Raw genomic sequence first — 23,897 nt, 5'->3', positions numbered from 1 at the left:
ACACTATGAAAAAGACAATGATTGCTGCTGTACTAACCATGAGTACACTAGCCTATTCCCCAATCATCAATGCTCAAACCACTAAAAAAAATAACCTAATCAATTCTCTTACACAAGACAAAGTGGCTAAGGGATTAAAAGAAGCTCTTGATAAAGGAATTGCTGATCAAGTAAGTAAACTATCACAACCTGATGGTTTCTTAAAAAATGAATTGGTTAAAATTGTAATGCCTGAAGAATTTCAAAAAGTAGATAGAGCTTTAAGAAGAATAGGTATGGACAAATTAGCGGATCAAGGATTAACACTAATAAACAGAGCTGCAGAAAGTGCTGTGAAAGAAGCTACACCAATCTTTGTAGACGCAGTTAAGAATATGACATTCACAGACGCTAAAGATATTCTTGTTGGAGGCAAATCAGCGGCAACTGATTACTTAAAAAAAAGCACATCTAAAAGTTTATATACTAAATTCAGTCCAGTGATTAATTCTTCCATAGCATCAGTAGGAGCCGATGTAATCTGGGAAAAAATGACTACTACTTACAATGCACTTCCTCTAGTATCTCCTGTTACAACAGACTTAACAGATTATATTACCAACCAAACAATGGATGGTGTATTCAAAATGATCGCAGTTGAAGAAGGAAATATTAGAGAAAATATCACAGGATCTAGAGATTCTAAACTATTAAAAGAAGTATTCGCAATTCAAGATAATCTAACAAACTCAACTAAAAAAAACACATCAAGTAATTCTATCGAGAAACTTTTTAAAAATAAAAAGTAACTAGTCAATTATATTGAATAATATTTATATTTTTAAACAAAAAAATAAATATAACATTATTATAACATTCGATTAACTGACCTTTCTAAATATTTTTTTGATATTTGTATAATCAATAATGATTGATTTCATAATAGTTAGGGTTAGTTAAAAAAAGCTGAGTAATTTCTTACTCGGCTTTTTCTTTTTAATATTCTTACCGTAATCTTCTAGACTACTTTTCATCTAATAATCAAGATATTATTCAATTCGTTTATGAATTTGCTTAAAGTATTCAAAAGCATTAAACAAATGTGTTCCATGCCAAGAGAACATTTCCCCATCCACAAAGACAGTTTTCCCATGATGTGTATGTCTTCCTAATTCGAAAGCATGCTCTTCCTTAAATGGATATGGCTCTGATGATAAGAATACTAATTCAGGATCTCCTTGAATTCTAATCTTTCTTATCTCTACTTCAGGATAACGCTCTTCGCGATTAGCATACACATTTGTAAATTTATTCAAAGTCAAAAGGGTATTGATAAACGTATTATTACCTGCTGCCATATAAGGTTCTCTCCAGATAAAATAAGCCGCTTTTTGTGCTTCTCTAGTACTTACAAAAGACATAAAATCCTTGATAGCAAAATCAATCTTATCATTCCATTTCTTTGCTTCTATACGTTTGTTAAACAACACACCGAAATCTTCTATCATTTGTTTATTATCGTCTAATGTAACAACATCAGTAACCCAAACAGGACAAATATCTTTTAGACTTTCTACAATCTCTAAAGTATTTTCTTCTTTATTGGCAATAATAATATCAGGATTAAGCGCTTTAATCTTTTCTACGTGTACCTTTTTAGTTCCACCTACTTTTATTTTGACAACACCTAAATGATAAGGATGTACACAGAATTTAGTTATTCCTTTAATCTCGTCTTCAAGTCCCAAATCACATAACGTTTCTGTTTGAGATGGAACTAAAGAAATAATTCTCTTTGGTGCTTGTTCAAAGCGATGCTCTTGCCCTATTTGATCTTTTAATACAATCATACCATTTTTTTTAATATCTCCTCCATTTCTTGTTGAATGGCTTTAGCTTCTAATCCCGCTTTCTCTGCGAAATCTTCTTCCTTAGATGCAAAGATAATACCTCTTGACGAATTGATTAGCAATCCTACATTTTTACTTAATCCATATTTACATACATCCTGTAAATTACCACCTTGAGCTCCTACTCCTGGAACTAATAAAAAACTTTCTGGAACTATTTTTCTAATCTCTTCAAAATACTCTGCCTTAGTAGCTCCCACTACATACATTAAATTTGCTGCATTTTTATACGTTTGAGAAGTTTCTAATACTTCTTGATACAATGGCTTTCCATTCACTTCTTTTGTTTGGAAATCAAATGCTCCTTGATTTGAAGTCAATGCTAAAAGAATAGTATGTTTATTTTCAAAAGCTAAAAAAGGTTCTACAGAATCTTTACCCATATAAGGCGCAACAGTAACACTATCAAATGACATATCTTCAAAGAAAGCTTTAGCATACATAGATGCTGTATTACCTATATCTCCACGTTTAGCATCTGCTATGGTATATACCTCAGGATAGTTAGTATTTAAGTATTCTATTGTCTTCTTCAGAGACATCCATCCTTTTATACCATAAGCTTCATAAAAGGCAATATTCGGTTTATAAGCTACTGCATATTGGTGAGTTGCATCAATAATTGCTTTATTAAAACTAAAAATAGGATCTTCTTCTTTTAATAAAAAAGTTGGAATCTTATCTAAATCAACATCTAAGCCAACACATAGAAATGATTTCTTTTGCTTGATTTGTTCGATTAATTGTTGTGTAGTCATGTTTCGTAGTTATAGTTTAAAAAAAACCACACTATACAAAAGCAAGTGTGGTTTATTATATTTATAAAAGACGATTAAAAAACGTCTCCTTCTTTTAATTTCTCAGTATTACTTACCAATTGTAACTCATCAATAATCTTCTGAATATTACCATTCATAACACCATCCAAATCATAAAGAGTAAGTCCAATACGGTGATCAGTAACACGTCCTTGTGGATAGTTATAAGTTCTAATCTTTGCAGATCTATCTCCACTACTTACTTGAGATGAACGTTTAGTAGCATCTTCTGCCTGTTTCTTCGCTAACTCCATTTCATACAAACGAGAACGTAATACAGATAAAGCTTTATCCTTATTCTTGTGTTGAGATTTCTCGTCCTGACATTGAGCCACAAGGCCTGTAGGAATGTGAGTCATACGTACGGCTGATTTAGTTGTATTTACAGACTGCCCTCCAGGTCCTGACGAACAGAATAAGTCAATACGTACATCATTCATATCGATATGTACATCAAACTCTTCTGCTTCTGGTAATACCATTACAGTAGCAGCTGATGTATGTACACGTCCTTGAGTTTCCGTTTGAGGAACACGTTGTACACGGTGTACTCCAGCTTCAAATTTCAATGTACCATATACATCTTCTCCTGTTACTTCAAAGATTACCTCTTTATATCCTCCAGAAGTTCCTTCATTCACATCTACTACAGATGTTCTCCATCCTTTAGATTCACAGTATTTAGTATACATTCTAAATAAATCCCCAGCAAAGATACTCGCCTCATCACCTCCTGTACCAGCACGTACCTCTACCATTACGTTCTTAGCATCCTCCGGATCCTTAGGTATTAATAAGAATTTGATTTCTTCCTCTAATTCTGGTAAACGACCTTTTGCCTCATCTAATTGCATCTTAGCCATTTCTACCATTTCAGCATCACTTCCATCAGCTAATATTTCATTAGCTTCTTCCATATTACCTTTAAGATTTATATACTCAGCTCGTTTTTCAACTAACTGTTTTAAATCTTTATACTCTTTATTTAATTGTACGTAACGTTTTTGATCAGCGATTACATCTGGCTGAATAATTAAGTCAGAAACTTCGTCAAAACGTTGCTTAATAATTTGTAGTCTATCTAACATATCCTAAAATAGATAATTTATTTGGTTTGCAAAGGTACAAAAAAAGAGGAATATTTTAGCATACTCCTCTTCAATTACGTTACAAAAGTAACTAATTATTTTTTAATCTCAGCAGAAATCTCTACGTCAGACCAAGTTTTCCCTTCGTGTAAATCTTTACAAGCTGCATGTAAGCTATCAAATGCAGACTGAGCCGTAAAATCAGCGATGATATCTATTGAACCATTTAGTTTAAGAGCATCCCCTTCTACTGTATAAGTAAACTCTTTCTCTTTAGAAATTCCATTCATTGTTAAGTTTACGATTACTTTACCATCTTTAAACTCTCCAAAGAATCCATTGATATTCCCTACCATTTTAGCAAAGAACTCACCTTTTAATTTCTCATCTCTACCAGCATCATTTGTGCTTACAGAAGAAGTTACTACTACGAAGTTAGCACCTTTTAATGCTTCTTCTAATGTAGCAGCATCTGCTTTTACTTCATTTAATTTAATATCAGAAAATGTTCCTTTTACTCCTACTTTCTCAGGCGTTTTAAAAGCAGTCCACTCCATAGAATAAGATAATTCCTTCTGCGCTGGTGCCTCTACTTGTTCAGTTGTTGTCTCAGTAGTTTCTTCTACTGCATTTGTATCTTTTTTCTCTCCACAAGAGATTGCTAGTGCTCCAATTAAAGCTAAAGCTAAAACGGATTTTTTCATAAATATTGAGTTTTAATTATATTGAAACCAAATTACTAATTTTAGTACACTTTATTCTTAAATAAACATTAATATTTTCAGAACCTATAGCTTTTATATATCGATATTCAGATCCCAAAAAAAATGTTATAAGGTAACCTCTTGGGCATAAAAAAACTTGCGATATCAACTTTCGCTTTAGTAAAAAAAATAGAATATATCTCTATAACAACCTTACCAAGTCAATTTCTACAACCTTAATTTCTCCAGCAAGATTCATATATTCTATAATGACTTTCTTGTTTTCTTCTCTCAACATAGCTTCATATTTATCTATATCATTAGTACTAATACCATTGACAGATATAATCCTTTGCCCCTTTTTCAACCCTTTAACCGCAGCTTCTGTATTATGGATAACACTTGAGATTAAAATCTGGTCTCTTTTATCATTATACATTAGAGACAATGGTTTTACAAATGGACGAAATTCCTTTGCAAACAAATCATTAGGTTTAATATATACAGACTGATCTTTATAATCAAATATCAAGTCAAAACGATGTATGATCTCACTCCCTAAAATTCCCATCAACCCTTTTACAGCACTTACTCCTTCTGTATCTGAAGAAAACGAAACTGATAATTCACTACTCTGAATCTCATAACTACCTAACCTCAAACTCTTAATTAATCCTTTTTCATAACTTGTACTGTTACTTAAATTATCGCTAGAATAAGATATCTTTTTATCTGTTTTACTTAACAAATCATGCTTTTCTTTATAAGGTGTATTTATTATCAAAGTAGTACTAGCACCACTATCAAACAAGATATCTCCTGAGAATTGCTCATTATTATTCAATGTCATCGTAATAGGAAATTGAATTAAAGCACCATTATAGAATTTAAAAGGAATCTTCTCATAACCACTATAATCTACCTTTGTTCCAAAATTATATAGACTCATCATTTGTGTATTAAAGTCTAGCTTTGTTATATAATTTTTTAAAATCGTAGCTCCTATAATACCGTCAAACTTCTTTTCAGTCATAGCATACAGCCTAGACATATCTTCTAACACTACTGAAGTACTGTCCACATAATTATTTTTATCTAAATAAACCTTATAATTCCTGATTGACTCATAGGTTTTTTTACCTCCTGCTCCAGTTATATCTCTTTTGTAATCTGCTTTTAGACCAAATTCTTTTGCCTTCTGTGTATCTAAAAGTAGAGCTCCTGCTCCTGTATCAAAGAAGAAGAGCAAACTATCTTTTTGATTCTCCATTGGCAACCTCAAAAAAATAGTACTGTGATCTTTTGACAATTCAAATGGCAATTTGACTTTTTGTGCAAAAAAACAATTTACACTTAACAATAATAACAACAACCCTTTTCTAAACATAATTAAGTTAATTTAAAGGCAAAAATAAAACATTTTAACGCTAAAATAAAAATATATCAGAAAACAAAATTTATTATCAAAAAAATTATAGTAACAAAAAAAGGGCATCCTAATATAGGACACCCTTTTCATTATTTTAATCTATTGGATTACTTTTTCTCAGGAATCTGAGTTAAGATCTCTAATAAGAATTTCCAGAATTTTTGTACAGAAGCAATATTAGCTCGCTCTACAGGAGAGTGAGCTCCGCGAATAGTTGGTCCAAAAGAAATCATATCCATATCAGGATAGTTTGTTCCTAAGATACCACACTCTAATCCTGCGTGACATGCTACTACATTTGGCTTCTCACCTACTTGTTTTTCATAGATATCTACTAATACGTCTAATATTTCAGACTCTGAATTAGGTGTCCATCCCGGGTAAGATCCAGAGAATTCTACTTCACATCCCATTAATTCAAATGCAGAACGAAGACTATTTGCTACATCAAATTTAGATGATTCTACAGAAGAACGAGTTAAACACTTAACTACTAATTTACCTTCTCCTAAATCTACTTTAGCGATATTATTAGAAGCTTCTACTAAGTCATCGAAATCTGGACTCATACGGAATACACCATTATGAGCAGTATACATAGATCTTACGAAGAAATATTGCGCCATAGAAGGCATTACTTTCTTTGGAGTATCAGCTGCTTCTAATTTCTCAAATACTACTTCAAAGTTAGGATCTACAGTATGTAACTCTGCTTTAATCTCATCTACAATAGAAGTCATATCAAATACGAATGCCTCATCAAAAGTATTTGCGATAATTACCTCAGCCACACTTTCTCTAGGAATAGCATTTCTTAAACTTCCTCCTTTGATTTTAGATATCTGTAATCCAAAGTTATCAAAAGCATCAAATAACAATCTATTCATGATTTTATTTGCGTTTCCTAATCCTTTGTGGATATCCATACCAGAGTGTCCTCCGTTTAATCCTTTTACAGTAATTCTGTATCCGATAGATCCTTCAGGTGTATCTTCTTCATCATACTCAGCAGATGCAGTTACATCTACACCACCAGCACATCCGATATCGATTTCGTCATCCTCTTCTGTATCTAAGTTTAAAAGAATCTCTCCTTCTAACATTCCTCCCTGAAGACCTTTAGCACCAGTCATTCCAGTTTCTTCGTCTATTGTAAATAAAGCCTCAATAGCAGGGTGTGGAATTTCATTGCTTTCTAAGATAGCCATAATAGCTGCTACTCCTAAACCATTATCAGCCCCTAAAGTAGTACCTCTTGCTCTTACCCATCCATCCTCTACATACATATCGATTCCTTGAGTATCGAAGTCAAATACAGTATCGTTATTCTTTTGGTGAACCATATCTAAGTGAGATTGCATTACAACCACTTTTCTGTTCTCCAATCCTTTAGTAGCAGGTTTTTTAATAATAACGTTACCTACCTCATCTTTTATAGTTTCTAAACCTAAAGACTTACCAAAGTTCATCATGAACTCAATCACACGCTCTTCCTTCTTAGATGGACGAGGTACTGCGTTTAGATCTGCGAACTTGTTCCATAAGTTCTTAGGTTCTAACCCTCTAACTTCTTGACTCATATCTTAATCTCTTTAATTATTCAAAATATTCCTTCAAATTTAGGACATTCTAAATAAATAAACAGTTATTCCTTAATAAAATTCGGTTAAATCCAATTTATCTCTTCCTTAATCAACATCCCCTAAACACTTAGTTTTCCTTTTTGTGACTTGCTAAGTATAACAATTTCAATCCTTCATCAAATAAGAACAACATCATGTTCATTATTTTCAAAAATCAAGATTAACTTATTCCTGTTTTAAACTAGAGTCGATCCCTAAAAGCAATGTTTAAAGACCATAAAAAAACGGGCTTTCACAAATGCAAAAACCCGCTTTTATAACTAAATATAAAAATTATGAAAGATTCTTAATATTTCCTAGAAATGCCCCTCTTACACAAAATACTTCTCTAATATCTTGAGGTCTAACTACAATGTTCTCATATGTTTCATTATCACATATAAATGCTAACTCACCATTTTCAGTATATCTTTTAAATCGATAACACAGTACACCTTTTCCTTCTATAACCACCACATAAATACCCCATGGTTTTATTTCTTCTACATCTATTTTCTTAGTTAAGACATAAGACGATACTTTTACAGTAGGATACATATTATCTGCTGAAATCTGAAATGCTGTATCTACCTCTTCTTCTGTAGGAAATACAAAACTAGGTGAAGTAGCCCATGTTCTTTCTGGGTTTAAAAAATACTCGAAATGATGATCTACCGATATCATTTTCACTTTTCTTTTTTGTAAATCTGTATTAAAAACTTTATGTGTATTTGAAAAGAATAACTCATTCAAATCAATTTTGTGTTCTTTACACAAATTCATGATTTTTTCATACTGCAAAGTCTCTCTCGACTTCCATGATGATACTGTATTAGGTTTTACTTCTAAAATATTTGCTAATTCTAGATCGGTTTTTATTCCTAACAACTGTTTCAACTTTTTAATTACGCTTTCACTACTTTTCATACTTTTCACAATTTATTATTTCACTTTACTAACTACTGCTTTATTCGCATATATCGACAATAAAACAATTATCTTGCCAATATTTAAAAACAGAAAAAAAATTGTTTAAAAAAAGAATACCAAACCAACAAAAACAAAATTAAAATACTTATAAACAACACATTATATAAAAATAAAAAATACTAAATAATTTTATATTAATGTAAATATTCAAATATTTACTATTCAAAGTATTTAAAATCAAGTGATCTAAACCTATTTATTAAATCACAAAAAAAGAATAAATAATGTATAGTTTAAATGAATATTTCACTGTAACTATTTTCTAGAAAACAATTAGTTAAAACAACTTTTCCAGTTTATTAAGTCAATTAGATTGACGACTACTCCATTGATACAAAAGAAACAACACACTTGTTTTTCATATTATCAATGGTAAGTTATACATATCTAAATCGTAATTTCAACTTCTGTAGGATGGTTATTTTTTTATTTAAACAACTCAATACAAACATATAATATTCAACAATACATCAAACACACATATTATTATTCACTAAAATCAATAAATAAAAGAATTATAACTACTTTTATATCAATATTTAACTAATATTCAACATATAAAAACAAAAAACACTTATCGCATAAAACACATATAAACAAGTTACACTTCTTATTTCATCACATATAGTGATTATCATAATATTAGATTTTTCTCCTACAAGACTCTGTCACATTTAGTGATTAAATCACATATTGCTAATTTCTTATTCTTTTTTCAACATCATAAAACTAATACATTGAAAGATTCATGTCTAAAACAGTCAAATAGTAAATAAAGTCACTTTAATCATTATAAAATATCACAAAAAAAGAGGAGCATCTCCCGACGTCCTCTTTTACAAGTACAAATAAAAAATACTATGCACTCTCACCTGCATAGCGCATCAAACTAAGTAATTATCTTATCAATATAATTTCTATTAAATTTCTGTTCTTTCTTATACTGGGATGGAGACACTCCCACCACACTTTTAAACTGTTTACTCAAATGACTTAAATCATTATAATACATTTTACTAGCTATTTCTAATAGTGTCATTTCACCATACGAAATATACTCCTTCACACGTTCAATGCGCTGATGGATATAAAACTTCTCTATTGTAACTGATTCTCGCTCTGAAAACAACTTACTTGCATAACTATAGTCTATTGCTAAATTATCTGATATCAAATATGATAGGTTAGTAGATAAACGGCTATCTGTTTGTACTAAGTCTATTATTAGCTGTTTAATACTTTCTATCAATATATCTTGCTTCTCTACTAATAATTCGAAACCAAGTATATATAATCTCTCCTTAAACACCTTAAAAGTATGTTCACTTAAATTATATAAAAGTGATACTTTGCCCAATTCAACTTTAGCTTCTAATACACCTATTTTTTTTAATTCTTGTTCTATCATTAAAACACAACGGTGACAAACCATATTCTTAATATGTAAAACTACCGAATACTCCATAACTCATTTTTTTTTATCCTAATAAACAATAGACTGATCATATCTCGTTTTAAACTTTCATCATATAGTATAGTAACTCAATACAATCTTTGTTTTTAAAAAGGAGTACTGACTACATCAGTACTCCTGATTTCTTTTTATTAACTCTGTTTGTGTTCTGCAACGAATTTTTGGTAATTTCCTTCATTCTCAAAATAAGCTACCTCACCGTTATTCCCTACTATCACGATATACGCTTCTGCTTTATCTACTGATTTTAAAGAATATGGATCTATAGCAGCACGCACAGTTGCATCTTGAGGAATTCTTGTTTTACACATTTCACAACATCCATAGTACATTTTTCCTTCATGCTCTACTTCTAACTGTTTATTCCCCATATAAGCATCATTTACCATACATACTAGGTCACTCGGTACAGCATCTCCTCTTTTATACTGTCCTCTAGCTGCTACTGGCTCACTTTCCTTATGCATAGAATGCATATCGTGATTAGCATGGTTTTCATTTGTTGGAGCTGTTGCTACAGGCTCTTTTTTCGTTTCTCCACAAGCGATAGTAAGTAAACTAACTCCTACTACTGCTAAACTTCTAATTGCAAATGTTCTCATAATCATCATTTTTATTACATTAATTTTTGTTCATTCATTATTTCTTCTGTAGCCATTTTTAAGATCTTCATACCTGGTCTTAACTCACCAAAAACCTCAACCATCATAGGCATAGCACGTCCTTTAGCTACCTTAATATGATACGCTGTACCATTTCTAACTTCAATCACATATAACCCAAGATTACTCTCTACTAAAGCTGACTTAGGTATAAAGAATGTTGGCTCTGTACTTTTTAAGCTTACAGTAGCATCTGCTATCATATTAGGCTTTAACAAATGTTCTTTATTATTAATATCTGCTTGAATCTGCTCTGAACGCAACTTTAAATCTAGGCTACCCGCCTTTCTAGTGACTACACCTGTAAATTCTTTTTGTGGAAGTGTACGCACTTTAAACTTCACTGTATCTCCCTCTTGTACATAAGGCGTATTTGCTTCTGAGATAGATAGGTTTAAACGTAGTGTAGAAGTGTCCTCTACGATTAGTAAAGGCATTTTACTCATCGGCCCTACATAAGCCCCTTTATCTACCTGTCTATCTGTAATCACTCCATCAAAAGGCGCTCTAATCACTAGGTACTGATCTATATTCTTCATTTCTTCATATGAAGACTTTGAAGAAGCTAATTGTGCTTTATCTGCTAACATTTTAGCAGTCACTTGCTCCAAATAATCAGGTGCAATAGCTCCCTCTGTCTCATTCGCTTTTATTGTTCTATCATAAGTTGCTTTAGTAGAAATATAGATTGCCTCTTGTGCTTTCCATTTAGCCTGCGCACTTGATACTTGCGCCTGAATCTCAGGCGCATCTAATACCATTAGCACTTGTCCTTTCTTTACGTGATCACCTATATCTACACGTAAATCAGTTACATAACTATTCACTTTAGCAAACAGTTCTGTGCGTTGATCAGCTCTTAACTCTCCTGGTAATTGTAATGGAACGATAGGATTTGTTGGCTCTATGCCAATAGTCTCCATCTTATTCATTGCCATATTCATCCCTCCTTTTTCATCTTTCACTTCTTTTACTTCAGGAGTTTTTTTATCTGCACATGCAGTTAATACTACTAGACTAACTAATGCTATATATATTCTTTTCATCTTTCTTATTTATTATCTATAGGTAAATAGTGGATACTTTCTTCGTCTTCTGGGTCTAATGATGGAGAATCTCTCGTTACTTTATTCATTACCCAAGCAAATACCATTGGTAAAATAATCAATACAGACACTGTCGATGCTAATAGCCCTCCAATTACTGCTCTTCCTAAAGGAGCTACTTGCTCACTTCCTTCTCCATGCCCTATCGCCATTGGTAACATCCCCGCAATCATCGCTATCGTAGTCATCGCAATCGGTCTGATACGTAACTTCGTTGCTTCTATAGCAGCTGCAGTAGATGTCCAGCCTGTTTTTCTCAACGTCTCCGCATTATTAATTAATAATACTGCATTGGCTATGGATACTCCGACCGACATAATGATTCCCATATAAGACTGTAAGTTAACTGTAGAGCCTGTTGCTTTTAATAATAACAGTGATCCAAGCATTACGAACGGTACTGTAGTCAGGATCACAAACGAAACTTTAAACGACTGGAAGTTGGCTGTTAGCATTAAGAATATAACCACAATAGCAATCAATAAACCGTTAGCTAAACTCTGCATGGTATCATCTAATACAGGAGCCATACCTTTTAACTCCACATTTACCCCTTTTGGTAATTCTCCTAATTCTGCGATAGCTTGTTGTACATCTTCTTTTGCTTTATTCAAATCTGTTTTGTGTACGTTAGCTACTACAGATACATATCCCATCGTCCCTTCATTATAGCTCTCTGCTAATGCCTTTGACTCTGTTACAGTAGCTACATCGCTTAGCACTGGTCTATCTGAATTTTTACTCAGTGGGATATTCTCTAATTCTTCCTTACTTCCCAGTTGATTTTGTGGCATCTGTACTTGTACGTCATAAGCAATGCCCATCATACCTCCTACCCACATATTTCTATTGGTGTAACGAGAAGAAGCTGTTGTCGCCACCAATGATTTTGCTATATCCATTGCATCTAATCCTAATTGAGCAGCACGTACGCGATCTATATTAATTTCATAAGATGGATAATTCATCGAGATAGGCATTTTCTGATCACGCATATAGTCGATTTCTTTCAACTTTGCCAACAATTTATTAGCAGTCATCATATTCATCTTACGCATCATACCTGATACGCGAATCTCAATAGGTGTATTAGTTCCTTGACTTAAGATCTTTTCAGTCAATTCGATTGGCTCAAAAGTCAATTTTAACTCTGGTAGCTTCTCTGCAATACGTCCTCGTATCTGGTCTTTTAATTCATCTGTATTACCATCAAAATCTTTAAAAGCTACTTGCATAGACGCTTCATGTGGCCCTGCATTATATAAATAGATCGGACTTACTGCAAACGATGAAGGGTGTTGTCCCACAAACGCTGATGAAATCGCAATCTTCTCTTTACCAAATAAATCTTCTAATTCACCCAGTACCTTCTTCACTTTCATTTCAGTATGCTCTATACGTGTCCCTTCAGGAGCAGTAATACGCATTTGCACTTGACTTGAATTTACAGTTGGCAATACATCCTTACCTATATTTTGGTACATCACTGCTACAGCTAAGAAAGCAGCTAGAATAGAACCTATAACGATTATCTTCTTCATAGGCATCACTTTCTCAATCCCTGCCACTACTCTATTCTTAAACTTATCGAAGCCTTTAGCTTCTTCTGGAATAGTGTGTTTCTCAGGATTGTATTTCATCAGCCAGTTAGCCATAATTGGTACAAACGTTTGAGACAGTAAGAATGAAACCGTCATCGCAAAACCAATTGCCATCGCTAGAGGCATAAATAGTGCTCCAGGGATACCTGTCATCATAAAGGCTGGTGCGAATACTGCCAAGATGCTAAACAAAATTAATAACTTAGGGAAAGCTATCTCCTTACACGCATCCCAGATAGCTTGTACCTTATTCTTACCGAGGGCAAAGTGCTGGTGTATATTCTCTATCGTCACCGTACTCTCATCTACCAAAATACCTATCGCTAAGGCTAATCCTGATAGTGTCATAATATTGATCGTCTGACCAAACATCTTTAAGAACAATACTGCTGAAATAATCGCAATCGGAATAGTCATAATTACAATCAAAGCTCCTCTAGGATCTCTTAAGAATAACATCACCATAAGTCCTGTCAATAAGGCTCCTAATACTCCCTCTACGATTAAACTCTTTACCGCATTAATAACATTCACAGATTGGTCAAACTCGTACGAAATCTTTACATCATCAGGTAAGTTATTCTGTATATGAGGAATAGATTTTTTCAATTGTTCTACCACATCATAAGTAGAAGCTTTACCCGATTTAGCAATATTGATATACACAGAACGTTTACCGTCTACTAATGCATAACCAGTCGTAATATCAGCACCATCTTTTACAGTAGCCACATCGCGTAAGTACACATTATCTACCTGTCCCTTAAACAAAGGAATATCTCCAAACTCTTCTACCGTTTTTAAAGTGTTATTAGTCGGTGTCAGATAGTTCTTATCTCCTACATATACGTTCCCTGAAGGCATCGTTACGTTTTGTCTACTAATTGCTTCTACCACTTGCTCTGGACTCATATGATGCGTACGCAGTTTATTAGGATCTATATTGATCTCTATCGTACGTGGTGACCCTCCAAATGGTGGAGCTGTAGTCAATCCAGGAATCTTAATCAAGAAAGGGCGCGCAGCAAAGTTGGCGATATCTTGAAGCTCATTATTTGTCTTCGTCTCTGAGCGGAACACTAATTGTCCTACTGGTTGAGAAGAAGCATCAAAGCGGATAATGAATGGTGGCGGAGCTCCTGGCGGTAAGAAAATTACCGAACGATTAGACAGTGCTGAGATAGACGCGATCGCCTCTCCCATATCTGTCCCTTCATAAAACTCTATTTTCATCAAGGTCAACCCTTGTGTATTTTTAGTGTCAATACTTTTTATCCCATTGGCAAAAAGCATCATATTTACATACATCTTCGTAAAGTAACCTTCCATTTGTTGTGGAGTGTACCCATTAAAAGAATGGGCGATATAAACAACTGGTAAGTTCATCTCTGGAAGAATATCTACTGGAATCTCTTTAGATGACTTTATTCCAAAGAATAATAGTCCTATTACCAATACCATAATAGATATTGGCTTGCGCAAGGCAAATCGAATTAAATTCATACTATCTTATTTTAGGGGAATAGCGTTTAACAAATATTGAATATCACCGAAAGCAGAAGCCTGTAGCAATAAAGATTGCCATACATTGTTTTGAGCTATTTCATAATCAATCTCTGCACGTTGTAAAGTATACAGCGCTTGAGTGAAATCAACTAAGTTGCTCAACCCGTTATCGTATAAAGCTTTCTGCTGTTTAAAGGCTACATCAGCTGCCTCTAACTGTATTTTTGACTGTGTCCACACAGCCTGAGCATTGACATACTTCTCTTTGGTCAAAGTAACTTGGTTAGCCAAATCTTTGTCCATCTGAGCGAATTCATGTTCATAGCTCTTTGTGATATACTCTTGTTGTTTACGCTTATAAGTCGTTCTAAAAAAGTTAGATATATTCCATGTCAATTGAAGCCCTACTAAATAATTACTTCTATCAATACCCACTCCATCACCATAAGACGAAGAGTAAGCACTATTGTCTTGTACATAATTCCAGTTAAAGCCTGATCCTCTTCCTTGCAACACCCCAAAAGCATTTAAACTAGGCAGACTACCTTTGGTTACTAGGCGTTCCATAGATTCGCTTTGTGCTATTTTGCTCTCTTGCCATAATAGTATAGGATGCTGATCTCTATTGACTAAAGTCTCGTCTAATACTTCTGGTTTAGCATTTACAAATACCTCATCTAGTGCATATGCTTTAGTCTCTTCATCTAATAATACAGCTAAGTGTTTATTAAACTCTATTTCCTTGTCATACGCTTTAATATGTAATGCCTCTGCATTTGCGACCTCAGCCATGGCTAATCGCTCATCTACTTGAGGTAACAAGCCACTCTTTGCCTTTGCAGCTGTAACTTGATGAAATACTCTCGCGCGTTCTAAATTTTTTTGTTGCACATATTTTATACGCTGAGAAGCCAAAAGATTTAAATAGGTAGCACTTACTTTTATTTGTTGTTGGAAAATCTCTTGTTCTAAGTCCTTAAGCGTTACTTCTTGTTGAGCTTTTGCCATACCGATTCCTTCCTTTGTTTTTCCAAAAGAAAAAATATTCCAATTGACATTAGCAAAATACAATGAACCAAAGGCTGCATTCCAATTTTGTTCTGCTAAAGGCATAGAGGTAGCTGCAGATCCCAATCCTCCATAAGCATATAGAGGTCCGTTCTGCGCATTGATAGTCCCATAACTTTGTTGGGCACCGAATGTTAAATCTGGGAAGTAATTCCCTTTTTGATTAGTTGTGTTTTCTTGAGAAGCAGCAAGTTTTGCTTCTTTAACCTTGATAAGGTCATATCGTTCTATAGCCTGTTTTAACGCAGCATCTAATGTAAGTTTTTGTCCATAAGACGTAGATGCCACACCCAATAGGAGAAACAGTGCTATCCTATTAATTTTCATGTAAAAGTATGCGTTTAATTATACAATATTGTTGATGTATCTATTCCTACTACAAGAATAGATAAGCTCAATGATATCGTATGAATCAAAGTCTATAGACGCAATTCTTAATGTACAGAGGTACTTCTTTGACTCTGTATAAATAATAAGTATAAGTAGTGAAATTATCTCTTACTGTATGAACATACTCGTATACTGCTCCGAAATAACGGTGCAATATCGCATCTGTAAAGAAAGAAATTTTTAAAACTTTAAATGAACTATTCTGAACCTCTGATTTTACTTTAACTACCTCTACTTTATCTTGGCAGCAGTTCTTCTTTGGTTCTTCTACGGTTCTCCCTGTTAAAGCACAGAAACCACAGTTCTTTTCATTTGCTTGAGATTTAGGTATACTCGCCTCTTGCACTAATCCTTGGCAGATGTGCTGATATGTACTAAAGCCTGAAGCCAAGCCAGTGTACAAAAATGCGAATAATATGACGAATAGTTTTTTCATAATCTCTACGCCAAAAGTACTACACTAGAGATTCTCATTTGTTATACCATTTTGAGTACTTGTTGTATAATTTTTGGATTTTGTACTTTTCGAAAACATTCTTAAACGATGATGGTTACTAAGATTTCTCTTTTTAAGAAACATTTTAGATTTCTCCTTCTTGAATAAAAAACTAGCTCCATAGTAACGATATTCATACCCTTTAATATTACCATGTTTACAATCTTTAATACTGTTTGAAATAATACTATAAATTTCTTGATAAATATCTTTTTCTATAAGATGAAATTTACCTCTCAGTACTTATTCAATACAATATCATTAATACAAATAAATCACTATTCTTTCAAATACATATATTATATCCCCCTGTAATAGCTAAGTTATACAAAACAGTATTATATAAGTTTTATATACTCTTTAAAAATATCCTTGTATTGAATATCCTCTATAAATCAACCTCTTGTTTCAAAATATTTATTCATTATAAAAATTAGTAAAATAAACTGGCGAAGTTTGCTTCATATTATTAATTTCATCCTGATCATATTCAGTTACTAAATAATAACCTACTTCACCTATATATGTCCTATTGCAAATATCTAGTCTATAAAAAAACTCAACTAAAATCAACAATAACTCTACAGTTTGGCTATTCTTTTTTAAAACTGAAAACATATGAGAATCGCTAAACATCAAGTCTATTATTTTTGTTTTAACAAGATTATCTCCATTTATAAAAATATCCCTAATGTATAAAGCAAGATCAAAATAGTTTTTATACTCCTTACCTTTAAAATAAAAAGGAATAGAATAGTACTTAATATTAGACTCTGAATAAACTAAGTTAAAGGAACTATCTTCTTCATTAAATACATTAAACAAAGGGGTTTCAATTTGCCTAAACTCTCTTTTTAGCCATTCTATTTTGTCATTTTCTTGGTCATAAACTACACTTAAACTTGAACACAATCTATTCGTTAAATTATTATATTCTATTATTGATTCATAGTGATTAAATAATTGTCCATGATCATTTTCTCTTCCACTGTACCTACTCCATTGAGTTAACATTTCTCTAATTTCTTGCATAACTTACATATACTTCTACGGCATCTTTGTGTTAAGCATAGTTACCTATACTTGAAAGTATTATTAAACAAATTACAATTAGTCTTTTCTTACTTCTAATTCTGTTATTCTTACTAGCATAACCTATTAAGTAAATTTAATCATTATACCCTTAACATAATAACACTATTCAAAGGCACTTATTTCTTCCCCACAGGACTACTAAACTATTTAAAAACTGGTCTATAATCCCCTTCCATTTTTACGAGACATTTGCCTCGAAATTTTAAACCAATAAGTATTTATGACTACAACGAACACTGGGGTAACAAGACAACAAGTAACTCTAAAAAACACAACTGCGACTTTAGTAAAAGCGACTTTAGAACACCTAGAAGATGCCTCTATGCTATTCGATATGTATCGAGTATTCTACAGACAAGAATCAAATTATGAAAAAGGAAAACAATTCTTACTTGATCGGCTGTCTAATGACCAGTCTCATATCTTCTTAGCATATGTAGATGGACAAGCAGTTGGATTCGTTCAACTTTATGAATTATTCCATTACATCAAATTAGAAAAACAGTGGTTATTAAGTGACTTATTCGTACATCCAGACTACAGAGGGATAGGGTTATCTGTAGCAATCATAGACCGTTCAAAACAATGGTGTGAAGAAACCAATGCATGTGGACTAATGCTAGAGACAGAAAAGACAAATGATATAGGGAATGTATTATACCCTAGATGCGGATTCGTATACGATGGAGGGCACAACTACTACCATTGGTGGAAATAATGATCATATAATACTTAGCTTATAAATTAAATAGGGAGGTGCATAATGACATCTCCCTATTTTATATTACATATATCCATTGTTTCTAAACAATTCCTTAGCCTTCTCATAAAACTCCTCTTTACCAGCTCCTTGATTAGCTAATAAAAATCTTCTCACTTTTCTGTTGCCCTTACTATCTTTAAAACGGATATCAAAACCTGTAGCAGAGAGATAGGTTCTTTTGACCAAATTAACTTCTATAACATCCTGCTTATCTATAACATGAACAGTAGTCATATCCCAACTACTATAAATAACATACAACAAATAAGCTGTAATAATACTTGGAATCAGTGCATAATAAAGGCCCACATAATAATAAGTCAATAGACTAAGTATAAACATGATAATCACTACAAACTGCATCCATGAAAAAAAGCCATTCTCCTTGCCTAAAATAGTAGTCTGATGAGAACTTATTTTTCCATCTATAGTAAACACAATCTTAGGTTTGGGTTCTAAGATGAGATGACAGTATTCTGTTTTGCCTTTAATCACAGCCTGTCTTATGGTCGATTTACCCTCTTGTGATGTCATATCCTATCTTTATAAGTATTGATACAATGCTTTATCTATCTGTACGATTACTTATTAAATTTACGCTCTTTTTAGATACAAAATACAAGGAGTATAAAATAAATATTCAGTCTATTTCCCCTCATTAAAGACTGTTTGGCGGTACTTCTGCCCCCAAATCATAATCTCCTCGATCACTCTTTCTAGTGTTTTTCCATACTCTGTCAATTCATATTCTACAGAAATAGGCTTGGTATTTAACACTGTTCTTTTTATCAAATGATTTGCTTCTAAATCATGTAATTCTTTTGACAACATTTTTGTGCCTATCCCTTCTACTTCTCGCATTAGATCCATAAACCTCATTTTACCTCCATGTAATAATGTTCCGATAATATATACCTTCCATTTACCAGATAATAAGCTCATCGTATCTTTAATAGCTACTATCCTTACCTGACATTGTTCTGTATTATTCAACACTGGTTTTTTCTTCATCTGCTCTATTTTTAATTCACCCTAAAATTACTTTATTATACAGTAGTGTGCAAAAGGAAACCACTTCCCAAAAGGAAACTAATAGAGAAGACCACCTTAAAGTCAGTTATGTTTGCACCCACAAAAGAACCTATCTATTTAGATAGGCCATAAAAACACTTAAAAATGAAGAATTCTAAAATTACATTCTGGGTATCTACAAGTCTATTCTCTTTATTTATGTTATTTAGTGCCTATAACTATGTAGCAACAGAAGAGATGAAAGAGGCCTTTGTTTACCTAGGTTTTCCTGATTATTTCAGAGTAGAACTCGCTATAGCTAAGGCTTTAGGAGCTATAGTGATATTGCTCCCTTTCTTATCTTCTACGATAAGAGGTTTTGCTTACGCAGGGTTTACCATTAATATTATCTCTGCCGCTATCGCACACTTAGGGATGGGAGAGCCTATCACATCACTAGGTTTTATATTCATAGCAGGTGTGCTATTAGCCCTGTCATACTGGAGTTCATTAACCCTAAATCAACGTTAATCAAACCTAACCCTAATACATTGAGGCGAGCTTACACAGTTTCGCCTCAATACATTTATATACATATCGCTTAGAACCTCTATGATTATTCCTCTCCCTCACTATCCTATATGCTCATTTTAACCCAAACTATGCGATAAGAATATAAACGAAAAGGTATTATACAAAATAGGTCTGAATTAAAGATATAAGCCTACGTTAGTATGGTTTTAGAACTAATGAAGGAACCATAAGATAGAATTGCATTGCAGTATTTGACTACCACAAATTCTAGATTTATCCTTCAAGTCACATCCTAAAAGAATACTAGATCAATAAAAGGACTATCCTTGGACAAAAGCCCGCTATACCCAAGTATTGTCCTACTATACTCCTATAATTGTCCAAGGATCTGCTATGAAGCCCCTTATTTACTGGGATTAAAAGCAATCCAGAATAACTTCAATTCTTATCAAAACCCAAACAAACAACTATGTATCAACACATTACATCATTTTTAAATTAAAAAAAATGATTCTAAAAATTCACTTAGTAGGAGTAAAAGGCTAAAAAAGAGGGTAAATAGCTAAAAAAAGAGAGTAAAAAGAAGTCAATTTTGAATTTTTTAGAAGAAAAGAAGAAGCAAAATCAAAAAAACAAGTTGATTTTTTGGGTTTAATACATCATTACTATAAAGCAAAAAGAGCATCCACTATGAACACTCCTCTATACGATATAGTTATTACTACTAATGTAGTTTATTCATGTGTTTTACTTAATTCCCACCCCACAATTAACTGTTTCTTCTCTGCTCCCCACATATATCCTCCTAACAAACCTGTCTGCTGTATCACGCGGTGACAAGGTATTAATACTGCTACAGGATTGCGACCAATAGCCGTGCCTACAGCTCTACTTGCACCTTCATTATTTAATCTACCTGCTAGACCACCATAAGTTGTTAATTGTCCTTCAGGTATTTGTAGTAAAGCTTCCCATACTTTAAGCTGAAAAGGAGTTCCTTTAAGATGTAATTTGATTTGTGTCAAATCTCCTTCTCTGTTTAATATATCGATCACAGCCTGGTGTATACCCTTCCTTTCTTCTACTAATACTGCATTAGAAAAATCTGCATGAATACGTTCTAATCCATCATTATGCTCAGAAGTAAAAGCGATATGACAAATCCCTTTAGGTGTAGAAGCGACAACTACTTGTCCAAACAAGGTATCCCAATAACTATAGGCAATCTCTAAAGACGCCCCTTTATTAGCATACTCATTAGGAGTCATGCCTTCTATAGAAACAAACATATCATGTAAACGACTACTACTGCTCAACCCTACCTCATCTGCAACATCAAACAAGGTCTGTTCTAAACGTTCTTTTATAACATACTTAGCATAGTTTAAGGTTATATATCTCAAAAACTGCTTAGGACTACTTCCTACCCATTCTGTAAATAATCTTTGAAAATGATATTCACTTAACCCAACTGCTGTCGCTATCTCTGATAAATTAGGTTGTGCGTAATGGTTAGCTACGATATACGCTATAGCTTGTCTTGCCTTTTCATATTGTTTACTTACTTCCATGACTAACTTCTTTAATACAAGTATACAAAGAAATAGATTCTGCTTTTTTCTCACAATCCATTTCTTGCTATTCTTTTAAAAATAGAAGTATCCCCTAATTCCTAATTAGGAATTAATAATTAGGAATTAGGAATGGGCGCCCTTCGGGCATGAGGTAATATATATTGCGGATACTGGATGGAGACTGTATGTAATACAGCTCTACCGTTGTGGATATAGATTGGGCAAATATATGGCCCGGATTACAACCTTAAATCCGTGCTAATGTCATGATGTGTATTGTGGATATAGATTGGGTGGGAATCGTGTAATTGCCCTACAACAAAGCTTTATAGCGAAAGGATTCCCTACAGATGAAGCACTTCAGAAGGCATACACCCTACTAGACCTAGGAGTGACTAAACAAGCAACAGTATTAACCTATATGGATGTATTTATGTTCTTAGGGGTACTATTTCTTATTTGTATTCCTTTTATACTCTTATTAATTAAAAAAGGAGCTGGTAAGATCATTGCTGGTGCAGGACATTAATAAGAATCAATTATGTATAAAAATAGAGACCTTAGGGTCTCTATTTTGGTTTTATATAGGTAAGTTATTAATGCTGTTTGTGCTGCTTTCTATATTGAAGAGGAGTTAAATCAGTTTTCTTTTTAAAGAAACGACCAAAATAAGATTCCTCTGTAAAATTCAAATCTATAGCAATCTGAGCAACTGTATCATTCGTCTGTATCAGTCTTGATTTAGCTTCTTCTATAAGATACTTATGAATAAAATAACTAGCAGGCTGATTGGTGATTTCTTTAACTATATCATTAAGGTAATGAGGATGTACATGTAACAACTCTGCATACTGATTTACTTGCTTTAACTCAATAGCATTTTGGGTCACCAATAGTTGGTACTTGGCTACTAACTGCTCTTTTCTAGACAATACAAAAGGAGTTGATGTAGTCTGTTGATTGTATATTCGCTCTGCCTCTATTAAGATAATATTCAAGAACATACGCACTAATAAATCATCATTAAAAGTTTCTTTTTGACATTGCTCTTGATTTAACTTCCAAAACAGATGACTCATCATCTCTACCTCACGTTCTGTAAGCTCAACATAAGGAGCTTTGTCCAATTGAAAAAAAGGAAAGCTATTCAATTTGATTTGATGCTTGATACAAAGTAAAAAATAATCTGAATCAAATAGACACATAAAACCTTCTAGGTCATTCGTCCATTCTTTTATTTGGTGTAATTGGTTATCAGAAATAAAGTACATCATCTGCTCACCTAATCGGTATTCTTTATGTCCTATGACTTCGGTAACTGCACCTTTAGTGACTAACACCATACTATAAAATCGCTTGCGCGTACGACTGCCTAAAAACAAATCATTGTGCTGCCTCAAATCAGCTAAAGACAAGACCTCCATATAACCTGCCCCTTCTTTATAACGCAGTTTATTGCACTCACCACAAGTGCCTCCTTCAGAAACCAAAAAATGATTCTTAAAATCTTCTATTGATTCTATTTCCTTTATATCTTTATTACTTTGACTCATTTATATCCTTACTTTTTATCTAATAATTAGAGATAATACCCATCCTGCTACATATAACCCTATCCCGTAAATAGTGTGCGCTTGAAGACTGCGTAGCCTTACTATATTTGGTTTAGGTGTTTTGGAAGCTGCTATTCCAAACCCAAAGGCTGGTTGCATCATAAAGAATGGAAACACTGTCGTAGCCACTCCTATCACTAATGCAGGTAAAAATGTAGGTACTAAAAGCCACTCTACACCACAAATTAACAATAGTACAAAAGCAAAACTTATACCAATGAGGTAATGTGCTATCCATCCTAATGCTCTCTCATTCTTCACTGGCGTAGCCTGCATAATATTAGGGTGACTAAACACTCCTTTCGTAAAAGATCCTATCCATCTACCCACCATCGCATAGTCCAATGATGGAATATTAAACAGTTTCTTAATAACTACCGCATAAAGATCCATAAATATAGTAGCTCCTATGCCTAATAATAAAGCATACTCAATTAATAATACAACGTTACTCATTATTTCAA

23 protein-coding genes are annotated in these 23,897 nt (G+C 33.2%); 4 read left to right on the top strand and 19 right to left on the bottom strand.

The features are described from left to right. Positions 1-5: 5 nt before the first annotated feature. Positions 6-788, top strand: coding sequence for a DUF4197 domain-containing protein (locus MODO_RS09805; protein ID WP_006259165.1), 783 nt, complete (start codon positions 6-8; stop codon positions 786-788). Positions 789-1,028: 240 nt separating this feature from the next. On the opposite strand, the gene MODO_RS09800 is transcribed toward MODO_RS09805, so the two are convergent. The 14 genes from MODO_RS09800 to MODO_RS09735 all read right to left on the bottom strand — a co-directional run bounded on the left by MODO_RS09800 (position 1,029) and on the right by MODO_RS09735 (position 17,875). Continuing rightward, positions 1,029-1,829 carry an ABC transporter substrate-binding protein gene (locus MODO_RS09800; protein WP_006259166.1) on the bottom strand — a complete coding sequence of 267 codons (801 nt, stop codon included), beginning with the start codon at positions 1,827-1,829 and terminating at the stop codon, positions 1,029-1,031. Next, positions 1,826-2,647: an orotidine-5'-phosphate decarboxylase gene (gene pyrF / locus MODO_RS09795; protein ID WP_006259167.1), complete on the bottom strand. Its 822-nt coding sequence runs from the start codon at positions 2,645-2,647 to the stop codon at positions 1,826-1,828. Before pyrF ends, MODO_RS09800 begins: the two co-directional genes overlap by 4 nt. 74 nt (positions 2,648-2,721) lie before the next feature. Beyond that, a complete protein-coding gene (gene prfA / locus MODO_RS09790; protein ID WP_006259168.1) occupies positions 2,722-3,795 on the bottom strand; it encodes a peptide chain release factor 1 in 1,074 nt (357 codons plus the stop codon). A 95-nt stretch (positions 3,796-3,890) separates the two neighbouring features. Then, positions 3,891-4,499 (bottom strand): YceI family protein, encoded by a 609-nt coding sequence (locus MODO_RS09785; protein ID WP_006259169.1) that lies wholly within the window; start codon positions 4,497-4,499, stop codon positions 3,891-3,893. Positions 4,500-4,701: 202 nt separating this feature from the next. Beyond that, on the bottom strand, positions 4,702-5,886 hold the full coding sequence (locus MODO_RS09780) for an aspartyl protease family protein (protein ID WP_006259170.1): 1,185 nt from the start codon (positions 5,884-5,886) through the stop codon (positions 4,702-4,704). Positions 5,887-6,035: 149 nt separating this feature from the next. Beyond that, positions 6,036-7,508, bottom strand: a complete 1,473-nt coding sequence (locus MODO_RS09775) for an aminoacyl-histidine dipeptidase (RefSeq protein ID WP_006259171.1) — start codon at positions 7,506-7,508, stop codon at positions 6,036-6,038. 336 nt (positions 7,509-7,844) lie between these two features. Further along, positions 7,845-8,477 carry a LexA family transcriptional regulator gene (locus MODO_RS09770; RefSeq protein WP_006259172.1) on the bottom strand — a complete coding sequence of 211 codons (633 nt, stop codon included), beginning with the start codon at positions 8,475-8,477 and terminating at the stop codon, positions 7,845-7,847. Positions 8,478-9,429: 952 nt separating this feature from the next. Continuing rightward, the gene (locus MODO_RS09765; protein WP_006259173.1) at positions 9,430-10,005 is read right to left on the bottom strand and encodes an AraC family transcriptional regulator; all 576 of its coding nucleotides are present in this window, start codon (positions 10,003-10,005) and stop codon (positions 9,430-9,432) included. Positions 10,006-10,145: 140 nt separating this feature from the next. Beyond that, positions 10,146-10,616, bottom strand: coding sequence for a hypothetical protein (locus tag MODO_RS09760; protein WP_006259174.1), 471 nt, complete (start codon positions 10,614-10,616; stop codon positions 10,146-10,148). 14 nt (positions 10,617-10,630) lie between these two features. Further along, the gene (locus tag MODO_RS09755) at positions 10,631-11,722 is read right to left on the bottom strand and encodes an efflux RND transporter periplasmic adaptor subunit (RefSeq protein ID WP_006259175.1); all 1,092 of its coding nucleotides are present in this window, start codon (positions 11,720-11,722) and stop codon (positions 10,631-10,633) included. 5 nt (positions 11,723-11,727) lie between these two features. Next, a complete protein-coding gene (locus MODO_RS09750) occupies positions 11,728-14,886 on the bottom strand; it encodes an efflux RND transporter permease subunit (RefSeq protein ID WP_006259176.1) in 3,159 nt (1,052 codons plus the stop codon). Positions 14,887-14,892: 6 nt separating this feature from the next. Continuing rightward, complete coding sequence (locus MODO_RS09745) at positions 14,893-16,284, bottom strand: TolC family protein (RefSeq protein ID WP_006259177.1); 1,392 nt, start codon at positions 16,282-16,284, stop codon at positions 14,893-14,895. An 85-nt stretch (positions 16,285-16,369) separates the two neighbouring features. Then, positions 16,370-16,783 (bottom strand): HYC_CC_PP family protein, encoded by a 414-nt coding sequence (locus MODO_RS09740; protein ID WP_006259178.1) that lies wholly within the window; start codon positions 16,781-16,783, stop codon positions 16,370-16,372. A gap of 477 nt (positions 16,784-17,260) precedes the next feature. Next, positions 17,261-17,875, bottom strand: a complete 615-nt coding sequence (locus MODO_RS09735; RefSeq protein ID WP_006259179.1) for a hypothetical protein — start codon at positions 17,873-17,875, stop codon at positions 17,261-17,263. A gap of 283 nt (positions 17,876-18,158) precedes the next feature. Between MODO_RS09735 and MODO_RS09730 the strand changes: the two genes are divergently transcribed. Then, positions 18,159-18,656, top strand: a complete 498-nt coding sequence (locus MODO_RS09730) for a GNAT family N-acetyltransferase (protein ID WP_006259180.1) — start codon at positions 18,159-18,161, stop codon at positions 18,654-18,656. 66 nt (positions 18,657-18,722) lie between these two features. Here the strand turns inward: MODO_RS09730 and MODO_RS09725 are convergent, their stop codons facing one another. Both MODO_RS09725 and MODO_RS09720 read right to left on the bottom strand, forming a co-directional pair. After that, complete coding sequence (locus tag MODO_RS09725) at positions 18,723-19,235, bottom strand: hypothetical protein (protein ID WP_006259181.1); 513 nt, start codon at positions 19,233-19,235, stop codon at positions 18,723-18,725. Positions 19,236-19,346: 111 nt separating this feature from the next. Next, positions 19,347-19,712: a winged helix-turn-helix transcriptional regulator gene (locus tag MODO_RS09720; RefSeq protein WP_006259182.1), complete on the bottom strand. Its 366-nt coding sequence runs from the start codon at positions 19,710-19,712 to the stop codon at positions 19,347-19,349. A 165-nt stretch (positions 19,713-19,877) separates the two neighbouring features. Between MODO_RS09720 and MODO_RS09715 the strand changes: the two genes are divergently transcribed. Continuing rightward, the gene (locus MODO_RS09715) at positions 19,878-20,243 is read left to right on the top strand and encodes a DoxX family protein (RefSeq protein WP_006259183.1); all 366 of its coding nucleotides are present in this window, start codon (positions 19,878-19,880) and stop codon (positions 20,241-20,243) included. A 737-nt stretch (positions 20,244-20,980) separates the two neighbouring features. Here MODO_RS09715 and MODO_RS09710 read toward each other — a convergent pair. After that, on the bottom strand, positions 20,981-21,817 hold the full coding sequence (locus tag MODO_RS09710) for a methylated-DNA--[protein]-cysteine S-methyltransferase (protein WP_006259184.1): 837 nt from the start codon (positions 21,815-21,817) through the stop codon (positions 20,981-20,983). Positions 21,818-22,109: 292 nt separating this feature from the next. Between MODO_RS09710 and MODO_RS09705 the strand changes: the two genes are divergently transcribed. Further along, positions 22,110-22,349, top strand: coding sequence for a hypothetical protein (locus tag MODO_RS09705; RefSeq protein ID WP_230486150.1), 240 nt, complete (start codon positions 22,110-22,112; stop codon positions 22,347-22,349). Positions 22,350-22,416: 67 nt separating this feature from the next. On the opposite strand, the gene MODO_RS09700 is transcribed toward MODO_RS09705, so the two are convergent. Beyond that, positions 22,417-23,373 carry an AraC family transcriptional regulator gene (locus tag MODO_RS09700; protein ID WP_006259186.1) on the bottom strand — a complete coding sequence of 319 codons (957 nt, stop codon included), beginning with the start codon at positions 23,371-23,373 and terminating at the stop codon, positions 22,417-22,419. A 15-nt stretch (positions 23,374-23,388) separates the two neighbouring features. Next, the gene (locus tag MODO_RS09695) at positions 23,389-23,889 is read right to left on the bottom strand and encodes a DUF2938 domain-containing protein (protein ID WP_006259187.1); all 501 of its coding nucleotides are present in this window, start codon (positions 23,887-23,889) and stop codon (positions 23,389-23,391) included. Positions 23,890-23,897: the final 8 nt, after the last annotated feature.

Source organism: Myroides odoratimimus, assembly GCF_001485415.1.
GTDB classification, from domain to species: Bacteria; Bacteroidota; Bacteroidia; order Flavobacteriales; family Flavobacteriaceae; genus Flavobacterium; species Flavobacterium odoratimimum.
Note: the sequence above shows the minus strand (reverse complement) of the source record. Positions and strands in the feature narration are given on the sequence as shown.